Annotated in this window: 13 protein-coding genes; all 13 read left to right on the top strand. The window is 56.6% G+C overall.

What is annotated here, in order from left to right:
• Positions 1 to 16 precede the first annotated feature (16 nt).
• The 13 genes from mtnA (at position 17) to M5G17_RS07375 (ending at position 17,798) form a co-directional block, all read left to right on the top strand.
• A complete protein-coding gene (gene mtnA / locus M5G17_RS07435; protein WP_273892334.1) occupies positions 17 to 1,093 on the top strand; it encodes an S-methyl-5-thioribose-1-phosphate isomerase in 1,077 nt (358 codons plus the stop codon).
• Positions 1,094 to 1,371: 278 nt separating this feature from the next.
• A complete protein-coding gene (gene gyrA / locus M5G17_RS07430; protein ID WP_273892333.1) occupies positions 1,372 to 4,014 on the top strand; it encodes a DNA gyrase subunit A in 2,643 nt (880 codons plus the stop codon).
• 99 nt (positions 4,015 to 4,113) lie between these two features.
• The gene (gene serC, locus M5G17_RS07425; protein WP_273892332.1) at positions 4,114 to 5,199 is read left to right on the top strand and encodes a 3-phosphoserine/phosphohydroxythreonine transaminase; all 1,086 of its coding nucleotides are present in this window, start codon (positions 4,114 to 4,116) and stop codon (positions 5,197 to 5,199) included.
• On the top strand, positions 5,199 to 6,293 hold the full coding sequence (gene pheA, locus M5G17_RS07420) for a prephenate dehydratase (RefSeq protein WP_420793390.1): 1,095 nt from the start codon (positions 5,199 to 5,201) through the stop codon (positions 6,291 to 6,293). The genes serC and pheA overlap by 1 nt, the downstream gene beginning before the upstream one ends.
• Before the next feature lie 77 nt (positions 6,294 to 6,370).
• A complete protein-coding gene (locus M5G17_RS07415) occupies positions 6,371 to 8,578 on the top strand; it encodes a bifunctional prephenate dehydrogenase/3-phosphoshikimate 1-carboxyvinyltransferase (protein ID WP_273892467.1) in 2,208 nt (735 codons plus the stop codon).
• The gene (gene cmk, locus M5G17_RS07410; RefSeq protein ID WP_273892330.1) at positions 8,575 to 9,261 is read left to right on the top strand and encodes a (d)CMP kinase; all 687 of its coding nucleotides are present in this window, start codon (positions 8,575 to 8,577) and stop codon (positions 9,259 to 9,261) included. The genes M5G17_RS07415 and cmk overlap by 4 nt, the downstream gene beginning before the upstream one ends.
• Positions 9,262 to 9,386: 125 nt before the next feature.
• Positions 9,387 to 11,063, top strand: a complete 1,677-nt coding sequence (gene rpsA, locus M5G17_RS07405) for a 30S ribosomal protein S1 (RefSeq protein ID WP_130265765.1) — start codon at positions 9,387 to 9,389, stop codon at positions 11,061 to 11,063.
• Positions 11,064 to 11,308: 245 nt separating this feature from the next.
• Positions 11,309 to 11,605 (top strand): integration host factor subunit beta, encoded by a 297-nt coding sequence (ihfB, locus tag M5G17_RS07400; RefSeq protein ID WP_273892329.1) that lies wholly within the window; start codon positions 11,309 to 11,311, stop codon positions 11,603 to 11,605.
• 350 nt (positions 11,606 to 11,955) lie between these two features.
• Positions 11,956 to 13,014, top strand: a complete 1,059-nt coding sequence (locus M5G17_RS07395) for an LPS O-antigen chain length determinant protein WzzB (RefSeq protein ID WP_273892328.1) — start codon at positions 11,956 to 11,958, stop codon at positions 13,012 to 13,014.
• 333 nt (positions 13,015 to 13,347) lie between these two features.
• Positions 13,348 to 13,905 (top strand): acyltransferase, encoded by a 558-nt coding sequence (locus M5G17_RS07390; protein ID WP_273892327.1) that lies wholly within the window; start codon positions 13,348 to 13,350, stop codon positions 13,903 to 13,905.
• Between the two features lie 224 nt (positions 13,906 to 14,129).
• Positions 14,130 to 15,263, top strand: a complete 1,134-nt coding sequence (gene rffA / locus M5G17_RS07385; protein WP_273892326.1) for a dTDP-4-amino-4,6-dideoxygalactose transaminase — start codon at positions 14,130 to 14,132, stop codon at positions 15,261 to 15,263.
• 5 nt (positions 15,264 to 15,268) lie between these two features.
• Complete coding sequence (locus M5G17_RS07380; RefSeq protein WP_273892325.1) at positions 15,269 to 16,552, top strand: O-antigen translocase; 1,284 nt, start codon at positions 15,269 to 15,271, stop codon at positions 16,550 to 16,552.
• The gene (locus M5G17_RS07375; protein ID WP_273892324.1) at positions 16,536 to 17,798 is read left to right on the top strand and encodes a glycosyltransferase; all 1,263 of its coding nucleotides are present in this window, start codon (positions 16,536 to 16,538) and stop codon (positions 17,796 to 17,798) included. The genes M5G17_RS07380 and M5G17_RS07375 overlap by 17 nt, the downstream gene beginning before the upstream one ends.
• Positions 17,799 to 17,812 lie beyond the last annotated feature (14 nt).

Genomic DNA, 17,812 nt, shown 5'->3' with positions numbered 1-17,812 from the left:
AATGATGGGGTGAGGCATGCGCGATCGACTAATGGCCGCAGAGAAGGTGAAAGCCATTGATTGGCGAGATGGCACCCTTTATCTGCTTGACCAGCGCGCGCTACCGTCGGCGCAGGTCTGGCTGGCCTGCAGCGATGCCGTTGCAGTGGCCGAGGCCATTCGCACGATGGCGGTACGCGGGGCGCCCGCCATCGGCATCAGCGCCGCCTACGGCCTGGCTCTGGCGATTCGCCAGCGCTTGGCTGCCGGTGGTGATTGGGAAATGGCCCTCGAAGAAGATTTCGAGCTGCTGGTGCATGCCCGGCCGACCGCTGCCAACCTGTTCTGGGCCCTGAACCGGATGCGCGAGCGCCTGCTGCGGCTCAAGGAGGGCGATGACGTGTCGGCCATCATGGAGGCCGAAGCCATGGCCATCCATGACAGCGACCGTGAAGCCAACCTGACCATGGCGCAGTTGGGCGGCGACCTGATTCGCAAACACCAGGGCAACGAACAGGCGGTTCTCACCCATGGCAATGCCGGGGCCCTGGCTACCGGCGGCTTCGGGACCGCCTTGGGGGTGGTGCGCGCCGCTTATCTGGAAGGCATGATCGAGCGGGTGTATGTCGATGAAACCCGCCCGTGGCTGCAGGGCTCGCGCCTGAGCGCCTGGGAGCTGGCGGGCGATGGCATCCCGGCCACCGTCACCGCCGACTCCGCCGCTGCCCACCTGATGAAAACCAAGGGTATTACCTGGGTGATCGTCGGCGCCGATCGGATCACCGCCAATGGCGATGTGGCGAGCAAAATCGGAACCTACCAGTTGGCGGTCAATGCCATGCACCACGGCGTGCGCTTTATGGTCGTGGCGCCGAGCTCGAGTATCGACATGAACCTTGAGAGCGGCGAGGATATCCTGCTCGAAGAGCGCGGCGCCAGTGAGCTGCTGGCGCTTGCTGGCGAGTCGCCGGATGCGCCTTTGGAGGCCTTCAATCCTGTGTTCGACGTAACCCCGGCTGACCTGATCGACGTGATCATCACCGAGAAAGGCATCGTCGAACGCCCGGACACGGTGAAGATGGCGCAACTGATGTGTCGCAAGCGTTTGCATTGAGTGTTTGTCCTCGTCTGCGGCCTGCTGTGGCGGCTAACGGGCGTTATCGACGAGCAGTAGGGTAGTAGTGCCGCAGGCTACTCCCACCCTCTGGGCGATTGTGGTAACATCCGACGGTTTCCAAGGTCGCCCTAAGGGGCTGCCTTTACTGCGCAGATCCATGGCATAACTCGTTGATTTGTCGTAAGTCGCTGCAAGGAGTCACTTTGCAGCGGCGAGCTTCGTTCGTCCCATATGGATGTGACGAGGTTTCACCAGAAAAAGGAATCAGGCTTCTCATGGGCGAACTGGCCAAAGAAATCCTCCCGGTCAATATCGAAGACGAACTGAGACAGTCCTACCTCGACTACGCGATGAGCGTCATTGTCGGGCGTGCACTGCCCGATGCGCGTGATGGCTTGAAGCCCGTGCATCGCCGCGTTCTGTTTGCGATGAGCGAACTGGGTAACGACTGGAACAAACCGTACAAGAAATCCGCCCGTGTGGTCGGTGACGTGATCGGTAAGTATCACCCGCATGGTGATACCGCTGTTTACGACACCATCGTACGTATGGCCCAGCCGTTCTCGCTGCGTTACCTGCTGGTCGACGGCCAGGGTAACTTCGGTTCGGTCGACGGCGACAACGCCGCCGCCATGCGATACACCGAAGTGCGCATGACCAAACTGGCCCACGAGCTGCTGGCCGACCTGCACAAAGAGACGGTCGACTGGGTACCCAACTACGACGGTACCGAGCAGATCCCGGCGGTCATGCCGACCAAGATTCCCAACCTGCTGGTCAACGGCTCCAGCGGTATTGCCGTGGGCATGGCGACCAACATTCCGCCACACAACCTCGGTGAAGTCATCGACGGTTGCCTGGCACTGATCGACAACGCCGACATCACCGTCGATGAGCTGATGCAGTTCATCCCCGGTCCCGACTTCCCGACCGCGGCGATCATCAATGGCCGTCAGGGTATCATTGAGGCGTACCGTACCGGTCGCGGCAAGATCTACATGCGCGCCCGCTCGATGGTCGAAGACATCGACAAGGTTGGCGGTCGCCAGCAGATCGTTGTCACCGAGCTGCCTTATCAGCTGAACAAAGCGCGCTTGATCGAAAAGATCGCCGAGCTGGTCAAGGAGAAGAAACTCGAAGGCATTACCGAGCTGCGCGACGAGTCCGACAAGGACGGTATGCGTATCGTCATTGAGCTGCGTCGTGGCGAAGTGCCTGAGGTCATCCTCAACAACCTCTACGCCCAGACCCAGTTGCAGGCCGTGTTCGGCATCAACATCGTCGCCCTGATCGACGGCCGTCCGCGGGTTCTGAATCTCAAGGATCTGCTTGAGGCGTTCGTGCGTCACCGCCGCGAAGTGGTCACCCGTCGTACCGTGTTCGAACTGCGCAAGGCGCGCGAGCGTGGTCACATCCTTGAAGGTCAGGCAGTTGCCCTGTCCAACATCGATCCGGTGATCGCCCTGATCAAGGCTTCGCCGACCCCATCCGAGGCCAAGGAAGCGCTGATCAGCACGCCGTGGGAATCCAGCGCCGTGCAGGTCATGGTTGAGCGCGCCGGTGCCGACTCCTGCCGTCCGGAAAATCTCGATCCGCAATTCGGCCTGCGTGATGGCAAGTACTTCCTGTCGCCAGAACAGGCCCAGGCCATTCTGGACCTGCGCCTGCACCGCCTGACCGGCCTTGAGCACGAGAAGCTGCTGGCCGAGTACCAGGAGATCCTCAAGCAGATCGGCGAGCTGATCCGCATCCTCAACAGCGCCGAGCGCCTGATGGAAGTGATCCGCGAAGAGCTGGAGCTGATCCGTGCCGAATACGGCGACGTGCGCCGCACCGAGATCCTCGATGCACGCCTGGATCTGACCCTGGGTGACATGATTCCGGAAGAAGACCGGGTTGTGACCATCTCCCATGGCGGCTACGCCAAGACTCAGCCGCTGGCCGCCTACCAGGCCCAGCGTCGCGGTGGCAAAGGCAAGTCGGCTACTGGCGTCAAGGACGAGGACTACATCTCGCACCTGCTGGTTGCCAACAGTCACACCACCCTGCTGCTGTTCTCCAGCAAGGGCAAGGTGTACTGGCTCAAGACCTATGAAATCCCGGAGGCCTCTCGTGCCGCGCGCGGTCGACCGTTGGTCAACCTGCTGCCACTGGACGAGGGCGAGTACATTTCGACCATGTTGCCGGTCGAGGAATACACCGAAGGTCACTTCATCTTCATGGCCACCGCCAACGGCACCGTGAAGAAGACCCCGCTGGAATCCTTCAGCCGTCAGCGCAGTGTCGGCCTGATCGCCCTGGAGCTGGACGAAGGCGACGTGCTGATTTCCGCGGCCATCACCGATGGCGAGCGTGAAGTCATGCTGTTCTCCGACGCAGGCAAGGTCACCCGTTTCAAGGAGTCCGACGTTCGCGCCATGGGCCGTACCGCTCGCGGTGTGCGCGGCATGCGCCTGGCCGAAGGGCAAAAGCTGATCTCCATGATCATTCCGGAAGAAGGCAGCCAGATCCTCACCGCGTCCGAACGTGGTTACGGCAAGCGTACCGAAATCGCCGAGTTCCCCGAGTACAAGCGTGGTGGTCAGGGCGTTATCGCCATGGTCAGCAACGATCGCAATGGCCGTCTGGTCGGTGCCGTGCAGGTGCAGGATGGTGAGGAAATCATGCTGATTTCCGACCAGGGCACTCTGGTCCGTACCCGCGTTGGTGAAGTCTCCAGCCTGGGTCGTAACACTCAGGGCGTGACCCTCATCAAGCTGGCCAGCGACGAGACCCTGGTAGGGCTGGAGCGTGTCCAGGAGCCGTCCGAAGAGGAAGGCGACGAGGACTTCGACGCCGAGGTGGATGGCGCTGACGTGGATGCAGATGCTGCGCCACAGGCCGACGCCGCAGCCGACGAAGAGGCGCAGCCGGAATAAATTAGTAGCGCAACCCTGATGGGGGAAGGCCGCGGCAGTGGAGTACAGCTCGCTGCCCGGTCGGCTCCTGCGGACATCGAGAGCAGAGCGAGAGTGGATGTGAGCAAACGAGCCTTTAACTTCTGCGCAGGCCCTGCTGCGCTCCCTGACGCTGTACTGCAGCGCGCCCAGGCTGAAATGCTGAACTGGCGTGATAAAGGCCTGTCGGTGATGGAGATGAGTCACCGTAGCGATGACTACGTGGCCATCGCCGAAAAGGCCGAGCAGGATCTGCGCGACCTGATGTCCATTCCCAGCAATTACAAGGTGCTGTTCCTGCAAGGCGGTGCGAGCCAGCAGTTCGCCGAAATCCCGCTCAACCTGCTGCCCGAGAACGGCACCGCCGACTATATCGAAACCGGTATCTGGTCGAAAAAAGCCATCGAGGAAGCCCGTCGCTACGGCAACATCAACGTTGCGGCCAGCGCCAAGGCTTACGACTACCTGGCCATCCCTGGCCAGAACGAATGGAACCTGAGCAACAACGCCGCCTACGTGCACTACGCCTCGAACGAGACCATCGGTGGTCTGGAGTTCGATTGGGTGCCGCAGACCGGTGACGTGCCGCTGGTGGTCGATATGTCCTCGGACATCCTCTCGCGTCCGATTGACGTCTCCAACTTCGGCCTGATCTACGCGGGCGCCCAGAAGAACATCGGCCCGAGCGGCCTGGTGGTGGTGATTGTCCGTGAAGACCTGCTTGGCCGGGCCCGCAGCAGTTGCCCGACCATGCTCGACTACAAGGTCGCGGCCGACAACGGCTCGATGTACAACACCCCGGCGACCTACTCCTGGTACCTGTCCGGGCTGGTGTTCGAGTGGCTCAAGGAGCAGGGTGGCGTCGAGGCCATGGAGCAGCGCAACCGGGCCAAGAAAGACCGCCTGTACGGTTTTATCGACAGCAGCGCGTTCTACACCAACCCGATCGACGTCAACGCCCGTTCGTGGATGAACGTGCCGTTCCGTCTGGCCGATGAACGCCTGGACAAGGCCTTCCTCGCCGGTGCCGACGCCCGTGGTTTGCTGAATCTCAAGGGGCACCGTTCGGTTGGCGGTATGCGTGCCTCGATCTACAACGCGCTTGGCCTGGATGCCGTTGAAGCGCTGGTTGACTACATGGCTGAATTCGAGAAGGAGCACGGATGATGTCGGAGCAGGAACTCAAGGCGCTGCGGGTGCGCATCGACAGTCTCGACGAGAAGATTCTCGAGCTGATCAGTGACCGTGCCCGCTGCGCGCAAGAAGTGGCGCGGGTCAAGACCGCGACCCTGGCCGAAGGCGAGGCCCCGGTGTTCTATCGCCCCGAGCGCGAGGCGCAGGTACTCAAGCGCGTCATGCAGCGCAACCCGGGGCCATTGGGCAACGAAGAGATGGCGCGGTTGTTCCGCGAAATAATGTCATCGTGCCTGGCCCTGGAGCAGCCGCTCAAGATTGCCTACCTCGGTCCAGAGGGTACCTTTACCCAGGCTGCGGCAATGAAGCACTTCGGTCATGCGGTGATCAGCAAGCCGATGGCGGCAATCGACGAAGTGTTCCGTGAGGTGGCGGCCGGCGCCGTCAATTTTGGCGTGGTGCCGGTGGAGAACTCCACCGAAGGTGCTGTCAACCATACCCTCGACAGCTTCCTAGAGCACGACATGGTTATTTGCGGCGAAGTCGAGCTGCGTATTCACCACCACCTGCTGGTGGGCGAGAACACCAAGACCGACAGCATCAGCCGGATCTACTCCCACGCCCAGTCGCTGGCCCAGTGCCGCAAGTGGCTGGATGCCCATTACCCGAATGTCGAGCGCGTGGCGGTGTCGAGCAACGCTGAAGCGGCCAAGCGGGTCAAGGGTGAGTGGAACTCGGCGGCCATCGCCGGCGACATGGCGGCGGGTCTGTACGGCCTGACTCGCCTGGCCGAGAAGATCGAAGACCGTCCGGACAACTCCACGCGTTTTCTGATGATCGGCAACCAGGAAGTGCCGCCGACCGGCGACGACAAGACTTCGATCATTGTCTCCATGAGCAACAAACCAGGTGCCTTGCACGAGCTGCTGGTGCCGTTCCATGAGAACGGTATCGACCTGACCCGTATCGAGACTCGTCCTTCGCGCAGCGGCAAATGGACCTACGTGTTCTTCATCGATTTCGTCGGCCACCACCGCGATCCGCTGATCAAGGCCGTGCTGGAGCAGATCAGTCAGGAAGCCGTGGCCCTGAAGGTACTGGGTTCCTACCCCAAAGCGGTACTCTGAGGTTATGAGTGGCGTACATGCAGTTTTGAACAGGGTCCAGCTCCGTGGTTGAAGTCGTGGTAAGCAAGTCTGAGCCGATCATCGGTCGGCTGGTGGTGGTCGGCTTGGGCCTGATTGGCGGTTCTTTCGCCAAGGGCCTGCGTGAAAGCGGCCTGTGTCGCGAGGTGGTCGGTGTCGACCTGGATCCGCAGTCGCGCAAGCTGGCGGTGGAGCTGGGCGTGGTCGACCGCTGTGAAGAGGACCTCGCTGCCGCTTGCGTCGGCGCTGATGTCATTCAGCTTGCAGTGCCGATCCTGGCCATGGAGAAGCTGCTTGCACGTCTGGCCGGACTTGATCTGGGGCAGGCGGTGTTGACCGACGTCGGCAGCGCCAAGGGCAATGTCGTGCGTGCTGCGCGCCAGGCCCTGGCCGCGCATTTGCCGCGTTTCGTCCCCGGGCATCCGATTGCCGGCTCCGAACAGAGCGGGGTGGAGGCGTCCAATGCCTCCCTGTTCCGTCGTCACAAAGTCATTCTCACGCCGCTGGCAGAAACCGATCCGGCCGCGCTGGCGCTGGTCGACCAGCTCTGGCGTGTGCTGGAGGCTGATGTCGAGCACATGCAGGTCGAGCGTCACGACGAAGTACTGGCCGCTACCAGTCACCTGCCACACCTGCTGGCCTTCGGCCTGGTCGATTCCCTGGCCAAGCGTAATGAAAACCTCGATATCTTCCGTTACGCTGCCGGAGGTTTCCGCGATTTCACGAGAATTGCCGGAAGCGACCCGGTCATGTGGCACGACATCTTTCTCGCCAACCGCGAAGCTGTCTTGCGCACACTGGATACATTTCGCAGCGATCTCGACGCCTTGCGCGACGCGGTCGATGCAGGGGATGGGCATCAATTGCTGGGCGTCTTCACGCGCGCCCGGGTTGCCCGCGAGCATTTCAGTAAAATCCTGGCCCGCCGGGCCTATGTGGACGCTATGAACTCCAACGACCTGATTTTCCTGGCAAACCCTGGTGGCCGCGTGTCCGGCCGTATTCGCGTACCAGGTGACAAATCGATTTCCCACCGCTCGATCATGCTCGGCTCCCTGGCCGAAGGCACCACCGAAGTGGAAGGTTTTCTCGAGGGCGAAGACGCCCTGGCCACCTTGCAAGCCTTCCGCGACATGGGTGTGGTCATCGAAGGTCCGCATCATGGCCGAGTGACCATTCATGGCGTTGGTCTCAATGGCCTGAAGCCGCCACCAGGCCCGATCTACCTGGGCAACTCTGGCACCTCGATGCGCCTGCTGTCCGGCCTGCTGGCCGCTCAGCCGTTCGACACCGTGCTGAGCGGTGATGCCTCGCTGTCCAAGCGACCGATGAACCGTGTCGCCAACCCGCTGCGGGAAATGGGCGCGGTGATCGAGACCGCCGCCGAGGGTCGTCCACCGATGACCATCCGCGGTGGTCACACGCTCAAGGCCCTGACCTACACGCTGCCGATGGCCAGTGCCCAGGTCAAATCCTGCCTGCTGCTGGCCGGCCTGTATGCCCAAGGCAAGACCACCGTTACCGAGCCTGCGCCGACCCGTGACCATACCGAGCGCATGCTCCGCGGTTTTGGCTACAGCGTGAATGTCGAAGGTCCTACCGCTTCGCTGGAGTCCGGCGGCAAGCTTTCGGCCACCCATATTGAGGTGCCGGCAGACATTTCCTCGGCGGCTTTCTTCCTGGTGGCGGCATCGATCGCCGAAGGTTCCGAACTGCTGCTTGAGCACGTCGGCATCAACCCGACCCGTACCGGCGTCATTGACATCCTGCGCCTGATGGGCGGCGACATCACCCTGGAAAACCAGCGTGAGGTCGGCGGCGAGCCTGTGGCTGATCTGCGCGTGCGCGGGGCTAAACTCAAGGGTATCGAGATCCCCGAGCACCTGGTGCCGCTGGCCATCGACGAGTTCCCGGTGTTGTTCGTTGCTGCGGCCTGTGCCGAAGGCCGCACTGTGCTGCGTGGTGCCGAAGAGCTGCGGGTCAAGGAGTCGGACCGCATCCAGGTCATGGCCGATGGCCTGCTGGCTCTGGGCGTGAAGTGCGAGCCGACCCCGGACGGCATCATCATCGACGGTGGTGTGATTGGCGGTGGCGAAGTGCACGGTCATGGCGATCACCGCATTTCCATGGCCTTCAGCGTTGCCTCGCTGCGTGCTACCGCGCCGATCCGTATCCATGACTGTGCCAACGTCGCGACTTCTTTCCCGAACTTCCTGGCGCTGTGCGCCGAAGTTGGCATCCGTGTTGCTGAAGAGGGCAAGTCGTGAGCGTGAATGCACCGGTCATCACCATCGACGGGCCAAGCGGTTCGGGCAAGGGTACCGTGGCGGGCCTGCTCGCCCGCGAGTTGGGCTGGAAGCTGCTGGACTCCGGTGCGCTGTATCGCCTGCTGGCGTTTGCGGCGAGCAATCACGGCGTCGACATGACCAATGAAGAGCTGCTGGTAAAGCTGGCGGCGCATCTGGACGTGCAGTTCATCGCCGCCGAGCCGGGCAAGCTGCAGCAGATCATTCTCGAAGGCGAGGATGTCAGCAATGTCATCCGTACCGAAACAGTGGGTGCTGGCGCCTCTCTGGTGGCCTCGCTGCCCGCGGTGCGCGATGCCTTGCTGCAGCGCCAGCGGGCGTTCCAGGAAGCGCCGGGGCTGATTGCCGATGGTCGCGACATGGGCACTGTGGTGTTCCCGGACGCACCGCTGAAGGTGTTTCTGACCGCCAGTGCCGAGGAACGTGCCCGCCGCCGTTACTTGCAGTTGAAGGGCAAGGGCGAAGATGTTAGTCTGTCGAGTCTGCTAGATGAGATCCGTGCGCGCGATGAGCGTGACACCCAGCGCGCAGTGGCCCCGCTCAAACCGGCGGCCGATGCGATCCAGCTGGATTCCACGGAGTTGTCCATCGAGCAGGTGTTGCAACGCATCAAGAGCGAGATTGCCCTGCGCGATATCGCCTGATGACCAGGGAAGCAGGCAGGGGCACCAGTCAACGTCCTGTCGGCTTTCCTTTATATGAACGAAACCCACATTGTCTGGAATGTGGCTGATGGGCGTTTCTACCGCCCTAATCTACAGGAATTAAAATGAGCGAAAGCTTTGCAGAACTCTTTGAAGAAAGCCTGAAAACCCTCAATCTTCAGCCGGGTGCGATCATCACCGGTATCGTTGTCGACATCGACGGCGACTGGGTTACCGTACACGCTGGCCTGAAGTCCGAGGGTGTCATCCCGCTCGAGCAGTTCTACAACGAAGCTGGCGAACTGACCATCAAGGTCGGTGACGAAGTTCACGTTGCGCTGGACGCGGTCGAAGACGGCTTTGGCGAAACCAAACTGTCCCGTGAAAAAGCCAAGCGCGCCGAGTGCTGGATTGTTCTGGAAGCAGCTTTCGCCGCCGAAGAAGTGGTCAAGGGCGTTATCAACGGTAAGGTTAAAGGCGGCTTCACTGTCGACGTTAACGGCATCCGTGCGTTCCTGCCTGGTTCCCTGGTTGATGTCCGCCCAGTGCGCGACACCACCCACCTGGAAGGCAAAGAGCTGGAATTCAAGGTCATCAAACTGGACCAGAAGCGCAACAACGTTGTCGTTTCCCGTCGCAGCGTCCTGGAAGCCGAGAACAGCGCCGAGCGCGAAGCTCTGCTCGAATCCCTGCAGGAAGGCCAGCAAGTCAAAGGTATCGTCAAGAACCTCACCGACTACGGCGCATTCGTTGACCTGGGCGGCGTTGATGGCCTGCTGCACATCACCGACATGGCCTGGAAGCGTATCAAGCACCCATCGGAAATCGTCAACGTTGGCGACGAGATCGATGTCAAGGTTCTGAAGTACGATCGCGAGCGTAACCGTGTATCCCTGGGTCTGAAGCAACTGGGTGAAGACCCATGGGTTGCTATCAAGGCTCGTTACCCAGAAAGCACCCGCGTCATGGCGCGTGTTACCAACCTGACCGACTACGGCTGCTTCGCAGAGCTGGAAGAAGGCGTGGAAGGCCTGGTACACGTTTCCGAAATGGACTGGACCAACAAGAACATCCACCCTTCGAAAGTCGTACAAGTCGGCGACGAAGTGGAAGTCATGGTTCTGGACATCGACGAAGAGCGTCGTCGTATCTCCCTGGGCATCAAGCAGTGCAAGTCCAACCCATGGGAAGACTTCTCTGGCCAGTTCAACAAGGGCGACAAGATCTCCGGCACCATCAAGTCGATCACCGATTTCGGTATCTTCATTGGTCTGGACGGCGGCATCGACGGCCTGGTTCACCTGTCGGACATCTCCTGGAACGAAGTCGGCGAAGAAGCCGTGCGTCGCTTCAAGAAGGGCGACGAGCTGGACACCGTCATCCTGTCGGTTGACCCAGAGCGCGAGCGCATCTCCCTGGGTATCAAGCAACTGGAAAGCGATCCGTTCTCCGAGTACGTTGCTTCGAACGACAAGGGTGCAATCGTCAAGGGTGTTGTAAAAGAAGTTGACGCCAAAGGCGCCATCATCACCCTGGCCGACGACATCGAAGCCACTCTGAAAGCTTCCGAAATCAGCCGTGACCGCGTTGAAGACGCACGTAACGTCCTGAAGGAAGGCGAAGAGATCGAAGCGAAGATCATCAGCGTTGACCGCAAATCGCGCGTCATCCAGCTGTCGATCAAGTCGAAAGACGACGCTGACGAGAAAGAAGCTATCCAGAGCCTGAAAGAAACTGCTCCGGAAGCTGCTGACACCACCATGGCTGCGCTGCTGCGTCAGGCAATGGCCAAACAGAACTAAGTTCTGCTGGTGTTTAAAAAGGGCGACTTCGGTCGCCCTTTTTTGTGCCTGGAGTTTGCGCCTGGGGCTGGAACCCTTGTGCCAGTGAGCTTCGGTGAAATTGGTGTCAAAGAGCTATCATCTACTGCAGCAAAGCGTGTCTCTTCAAATTCCGTTTAAGTCAAGAACCACCCTGTTCAAATCCCTCAGGTCATGCTAAAAACTACGAAGCAATGATCTAGCTGCTTGATAAAGAAGGGAAAAATATGACGAAGTCGGAGCTGATCGAACGTATTGTCACCCATCAAGGGCTGCTCTCATCCAAGGATGTCGAGCTGGCCATCAAGACCATGCTTGAGCAAATGTCCCAGTGCCTGGCCACTGGCGACCGCATCGAAATCCGCGGCTTCGGCAGCTTCTCTCTGCATTACCGTGCCCCGCGCGTAGGCCGTAACCCGAAAACCGGCCAATCCGTCAGCCTGGATGGCAAGTTTGTGCCACACTTCAAGCCAGGTAAGGAGTTGCGGGATCGGGTGAATGAGGATGAAACTCAAGAACACTAATCGGACAAAAGGAAGGCCCCTTGCGGAACTTCAGGCGGTTTATCTTAGTCGTATTTTTGGCGCTGATTTGTGCGGCAGTCATCCTTTTTGTGCTGGAAAACCAGCAAATGGTTGAGCTTCAGTTTCTGGGGTTCACTGTGCCTTCGCTCCCCTCGGCAGCCGTAGTGCTCTTAGCATTGATGATTGGGTTTGCAATCGGCTCGGTATTGGTGGTCTTAGGCCGATTCAAGGTGTGGGGTGGTGGCTAGTGACGTGCTTAACTGTGTATGGGCTGGTCTGCCAAAACTTTGAGTAGGTTGTGTGTTCCGTAGAGTTCACGAAAAATAAAATTGATGAAGGCAGGGTGGGAAATGCGGAATTCCGCCGAGAATGATTTCTCGAAGGTAGAGGTTGACATCGTCGCGCTATGTGGCGCGATATGGGCAAAGAAGTATTTTATTTGTTCCGTCGTTGTGATTTTCTTCCTGGCTGCTTTGGTGTACCTGAAGTTTTCGCGCACGATTTACGAAACAAAGATTTTTGTGATGCCTCCCACGCAAAATGAGATAGCGGACTTCAACTATGGGCGCACCGACGTTACAGGATTGAAGCCGTATAGTGTAAGGCAAGTGTACGATGTCTTCCTTCGTGATTTTCAGGGGGAGTCGTTGCGGCGTTCATTTTTTGAACGGTACTATCTTCCTTCGCTCACTGAAGAAGAGCGCAAGGGATCGCAAAGCAAGTTGTATAACGAGTTTTCTCGTATCATGGTTGTCTCTACTGCAGGTAAGAACTCACCCGATCTTTACTCATTGACAGTGAGCGGTAACTCCCCTGAGCAGGTAGTTTCTTGGGCTAAAGCGTATGTGGCCGAAGCGGGGGCGTCGGCGATGCAAGAAATGATTAAAAACGTCGAGAGGGAGGCTGATGTACGTGCTCGAAATGTTAGCCAGCAAATCGAAGGGTTGCGTGAAAGCGGTCAAAAAGTACGCGAAGACCAGATAGTTCAGCTTCAGGAAGCGCTGAATATTGCCTATTCGGTTGGGCTTAAAGAGCCGCCGATCATTGGCAGTGGCTTGTCAGCAGAAGTGACTGCCGGCATGGATGGGGCGCTAGCCTATATGCAAGGGTCTAAAGCACTCGAGGCCCAGATCCACAACCTGGAAAAACGTAAATCGGATGACCCTTTTATTGCGCAATTGCGCAATTTACAAGCAAGTTACTCGCTTTTTAGTGCGGTGGAAGTTAACCCCGAGAGCGTGGCAGTCTATAGGCTAGACGGGGACATCGTGTCGCCGGACGCGCCGGTTTCACCAAGGAAGCTATTTGTAATAGGTGTTTCGTTGTTGCTTGGCCTGTTGGTCGGTGTCGGTATTGTGATGCTTCAGTATCTGCTGCGCCAGCCTTCAGGGACTGTTCTGCAGAGGTAACAGTATTGCTGGCCTCTCACTCGCGCGATGTTGCCTCAGTCAACACGCTCATGCATTAACCTTTACCAGATTCAATCGCTGAAGAGGAAGGGGCTGTGCCATCCGTTGCTTTCATTTTGGTGGCCCGCTAGGCCTTCATCTTGTTTCTCCTGGCATGACAGGCGTGTTGTTGCTGTCTGGCTCGCTTCAAAATCGTCACTTGACGATTGGCTCGTCGAGAGGTGAGGCTGCTGGGGGAGGGGTGTGCGGGGGTAGACGTTGACTTCTGCGGTCCGTCGAGTAACCATATGTGGTTGATGTGGTTTTTCTACCTGCAAGCAAGCGAGGCGGTTGATGGCATTTCTCACGCAATCTCAGTTACTTGAAATGGGATTCAAGAAATTGGGAAGCAATGTCAAAATTAGTGACAAGGCTTCTATTTATAATTGCGATCAAATTGAGATTGGTGACAATTCAAGGATTGATGACTTCTGCGTGGTTTCTGGAAAAGTAACCATCGGGCGAAATGTCCATTTGGCTGTTTTTAACAACGTAGCCGGAGGAGACCTCGGTGTCACCCTGGAAGACTTCTCCGGTCTTGCCTATGGGTGTCACGTTTTTTCTCAATCCGACGACTATTCCGGAAAGACCCTCACAAACCCTACGGTACCAGCTGAGTTCAAGATGGAAGCGAAGGCGCCCGTCAAGATAGGTAAGCATGTTATCGTCGGGACCTCGTCAATTGTGATGCCGGGTGTAGAAATTGCCGAAGGCTGTTCGGTTGGTGTGATGACCCTCGTAAATAAAACCACGGAGCCGTGGGGTGTTTACTTCGGTATCCCTGCAAGGCGCATCAAGACCCGTTCACAGGAGCTCTTGGCGCTGGAAGCAAAATACCTGTCAGCCACCTGAGAAGTAAGGCTGCGTGGTTGGTGCGGGCGTAGAAAACTGTACCCAGGATTTATTTTGGTGTGTAGGTGGGTTTTGGAGTGGGTGAGGATCAGGCATCTTTACACCTCCTAAGTCTCAGGCGCACGCAATAGAGTAACATGTAGGGTGATCTGTTTGGTTACCCTCTGATTTAGCGCAATTCGCTGCTTTTTCAGCTGTTATTACATTTCTATCAAGGTGTTTGTATGATTCCATTTAATCGGCCACCCTATACCGGGCGGGAAGATGAGCATGTACTGGCAGCCATGCGAAGCTCTAAAATGTCGGGTGATGGTGACTACACAAAGCGCTGTCACGATTGGTTCGAGGAGCAGGTAGGTTGTAAAAAAGCCTTGCTCACGCCGTCCTGTACTCAAGCGTTGGAGATGGCAGCGCTATTGTTAGACATACAGCCGGGCGATGAAGTTATCATGCCCAGTTATACGTTTGTCAGCACCGCGAATGCCTTTGTCTTGCGGGGCGCGAAAATTGTATTTGTCGACATTCGACCGGATACAATGAATATTGATGAGCGTCTCATTGAGGCTGCGATCACGGCTAAGACTAAAGTCATCGTGCCGGTTCATTACGCGGGTGTAGCCTGTGAAATGGATAGCATTATGGCGTTAGCTGAAAAACATAGTCTTTATGTTGTAGAAGATGCCGCGCAAGGCATGATGTCAACTTATAAAGGGCGCGCGTTGGGGTCGATTGGTCATTTGGCCTCTTATAGCTTTCATGAAACCAAAAACTATACCAGTGGTGGTGAAGGCGGTGTGCTGCTAATCAACGATGAACGATTTGTAGCGCGTGCTGAAATCATTCGCGAAAAGGGTACTAATCGTAGCCAATTTTGGCGTGGGATGGTTGATAAGTATACTTGGGTAGATGTGGGTAGTAGCTATCTTCCCTCAGAGCTTCAAGCAGCTTATCTTTATGGGCAGTTGGAAGTTGCTGGCCAGATAAACACTGCACGTCGCGCCATATGGAGTCGCTATCAGGCTGCATTTGCAGCGTTCGAGGGGAAGGGCTTGGAGCGTCCAGTCATTCCCGTCGGTTGTGAGCACAACGCTCATATGTATTATCTCAAGCTCTGCAGTCTTCAGCAGCGAAGTGCCTTCATCGACTCTTTAAAGGCACGGGGCGTCATGGCAGTGTTTCACTACGTTCCTCTGCACTCTTCTCCTTGCGGGGCGCAGTGGGGTGAGTTTAAAGGTGATGATGTTTTCACTACCTCGGAAAGTGAGCGGTTGGTGCGGTTGCCGATCTGGTATGGCATGGATGAAGCAACACAAGATGCAGTAATCGAAAGTGTGCGTCACGCGTTGAAAGTGGCCTGACTCGCATGAAAGCTGTTGGCAGTGCATTACTCACCAGTGTTGCTCATCTTTCACGTATCGCCGTTGGTTTCCTTCTAATCAAGCTCATCGCTTTTTACTTGGGCCCCGAAGGGTTAGGAGCACTGGGGCACTTCATGAGCTTGTGTACAATTGTGTACATGCTGGCAGGCGGGGGAGTGACTAACGCAATAATCAAATACACTGCAGAATATGCCGGGCAACCTAGAAAGTTGCTCAGGTTTATATCGGTATCGACGAGTTACTCGTTCTTTGGTTGCGTATTGGTTGGTGGCTTGGGTGTGCTGCTTTCTAAGCCGCTGGCGGTAGCGGTGTTCAATGATGCTGGTCAGTTCTGGTTGATTGTTTTCTTGTCGTTAGCTGTTTTTGGCTTTGCTTTTGTCAATATGGTTGTTGGGGTTGGCAATGGCCTGATACAGACACATGTGTACTCGCGTGTTCAGCTTGTCGGGAGCTTGCTGGCGGTATTGATAGTGTTTTGGCTCACCTCGTCTTATGGCATGACGGGGGGGGCGCTATCTGTAGTGGTGATTTATCTTACGCCGGTAGTTCCGGCGTTGTTTATTTATTGGCGCTCGGTGTTTCGAGCGCGTGTTCGTATTGTTAAGTTGAAAATGGATGAATTCAAACAGCTCGCTGCCTTCAGTGGCATGCTGTTTGTGAGTGCTGTCAGTTTTCCCGTGGTCGAAATAATCATAAGGCAGTGGTTGATTGAGAGCGCGGGGTTTGACACGGCTGGTTTGTGGCAGGGGTTGATTAAGCTTTCGGCTGCGTATCTTGGCTTCTTCACAATTTTCCTATCCTACTATTTTATGCCGCTTATTTCCCGGGTCGACGCGGCTGGGGAGGTCGGCCGCTTGACCGTAAGGTATCTCTTGGCGGTTGCCGCGTTATTTGCATTTGGCGGTGGGGTGCTCTTTTGGGGGCGTGAGTTTTTTATTCCTTTGATACTTTCCGAAAAATTTCACCCGGCTTCTGATTATCTACATTTTCAGTTGGTGGGTGATTTTTTCAGAGTGGTGTCCTATGTAATAGGTTTTGTTGCAGTAGCCAAGGCTTCTTTTCGATTATATGTTGCAGCCGAGCTGTTGCAGAATGGGTTGTTTTTAGGTTTTTCTTTTGCCTTTCTCAAATACTATCCAGGTGTTGATGGGGTGGTCAGAGGGTATGTTGCCACTTATGTGGTTTATTTATCTGTTGCGGTTTTGTGTTTTTTAATATATTTAAGTCGAGCCCACATGAAGCGAGGTCGAAATGCTGTTTGTCGCTAATGTTTTAGAGCTCAACGGTGGTACGACATTTATACTTCGACTTGCTCGGGCGAGTCACCGCCAGGGCCGTCGGATTGGCGTCCTGGTGCTGTTTGATATTGTTAACAAGGATCTGGCTGCGCAAATAGCAGAGTACGCTGATATCTATTATCTCAAAGACTTCGCTCCGCGTGTGTTGAGGCCTATGTTTCGCCGGCAGTTTGGTACCTTTATGCCGGTGTCCTTTGGCGCTATCGAGGCGTTGGTTGAGAAATACAACGGCCATCTGCACGCGATGGGGGTGTTTGGTCTTCTGTTTATAAAGCGCTACGTGGCATCGGCGCGGCGAGTCAAGTTGGTGAGTATTGGGATCTATCACCAGAATGAGATCATGTTTTCCGGTGTGGACTACTACTTTGCTCGGCAAGTGCAATTGCTTTTCTCGACCTTGCCTCCTTCTTCGCTCGTGTTTTTTAATGAGTTGACGTTAGCTTCCCATTCTCATTTTTTTGCAGTCGATTATTACACGGCTAATCAAGTGCCGATTGGTATTGACCTCCCTGAGTGGCGCGGGCGAGGCGTGGGGAATTCTGCTTCCAATCGCATCGTTTCGATCGGGAGTCTAGAGGTTTTCAAAACCTATAATCGTCATGTTATTGACTTGATGCCTGCTCTTCGAGAATTGCGACCTGGGTTGATCTACGAGATCTATGGGGGCGGGAGTTACGAGGCTGAATTGCGTCAGCAGGTATCGCTGCAGGGGGTGGAGGATATAGTACATTTCAAGGGGGCTATCGATTATTCCTCTTTCCCTAAAGTGCTTGAAGGGGCCTTTGCATTTGTGGGTAGTGGGACCGCAATTATTGAGGCCGCAGCCTTGGGTGTTCCTTCCATAGTTGGCATCGAGTCAATACAGGACCCGGTCACTTACGGGTTGTTGAGTGATATTGAAGGAAGGTCCTACAACGAGTTCGATGCTCGCCTCGCGCTGAGACCAATAGCACAGGTGTTCTCTTCCCTCATGGATGAGAGGCAGTGGGCTGAGGCCTCTTACGCCTGCCGAACCAAGGCGGAGACGTTTTCCATTGATGAGACGGTAAACGGTTTCCTGTTAATGGAGTCAAGATCTAATGATCTGCAGGCGTTTAGCGCACTGCCTTACTCGAATCTAATGGCATTTTCATCCTTCTTGCTCTGTGCTATAAGAGATCGAATGAAGAAAGATGTTAGGTTTTCAAGTCGTCGAAATCAGGGCTCTATTGCGTGAAGTCACTTTCAGAT

The sequence above is a fragment of the Pseudomonas rubra genome (genome assembly GCF_028656935.1).
In the GTDB taxonomy this organism is placed as follows: Bacteria; Pseudomonadota; Gammaproteobacteria; order Pseudomonadales; family Pseudomonadaceae; genus Aquipseudomonas; species Aquipseudomonas rubra.
This window is presented reverse-complemented; position numbering and strand designations above follow the sequence as displayed.

What these genes read in the sequence shown, in the direction of transcription:
- mtnA (WP_273892334.1), top strand. Translation starts at nt 17, where the DNA reads ATGCGCGATCGACTAATGGCCGCAGAGAAGGTGAAAGCCATTGATTGG.
- gyrA (WP_273892333.1), top strand. Translation starts at nt 1,372, where the DNA reads ATGGGCGAACTGGCCAAAGAAATCCTCCCGGTCAATATCGAAGACGAA.
- pheA (WP_420793390.1), top strand. Translation starts at nt 5,199, where the DNA reads ATGTCGGAGCAGGAACTCAAGGCGCTGCGGGTGCGCATCGACAGTCTC.
- rpsA (WP_130265765.1), top strand. Translation starts at nt 9,387, where the DNA reads ATGAGCGAAAGCTTTGCAGAACTCTTTGAAGAAAGCCTGAAAACCCTC.
- ihfB (WP_273892329.1), top strand. Translation starts at nt 11,309, where the DNA reads ATGACGAAGTCGGAGCTGATCGAACGTATTGTCACCCATCAAGGGCTG.
- M5G17_RS07395 (WP_273892328.1), top strand. Translation starts at nt 11,956, where the DNA reads ATGCGGAATTCCGCCGAGAATGATTTCTCGAAGGTAGAGGTTGACATC.
- M5G17_RS07390 (WP_273892327.1), top strand. Translation starts at nt 13,348, where the DNA reads ATGGCATTTCTCACGCAATCTCAGTTACTTGAAATGGGATTCAAGAAA.
- rffA (WP_273892326.1), top strand. Translation starts at nt 14,130, where the DNA reads ATGATTCCATTTAATCGGCCACCCTATACCGGGCGGGAAGATGAGCAT.
- M5G17_RS07380 (WP_273892325.1), top strand. Translation starts at nt 15,269, where the DNA reads ATGAAAGCTGTTGGCAGTGCATTACTCACCAGTGTTGCTCATCTTTCA.
- M5G17_RS07375 (WP_273892324.1), top strand. Translation starts at nt 16,536, where the DNA reads ATGCTGTTTGTCGCTAATGTTTTAGAGCTCAACGGTGGTACGACATTT.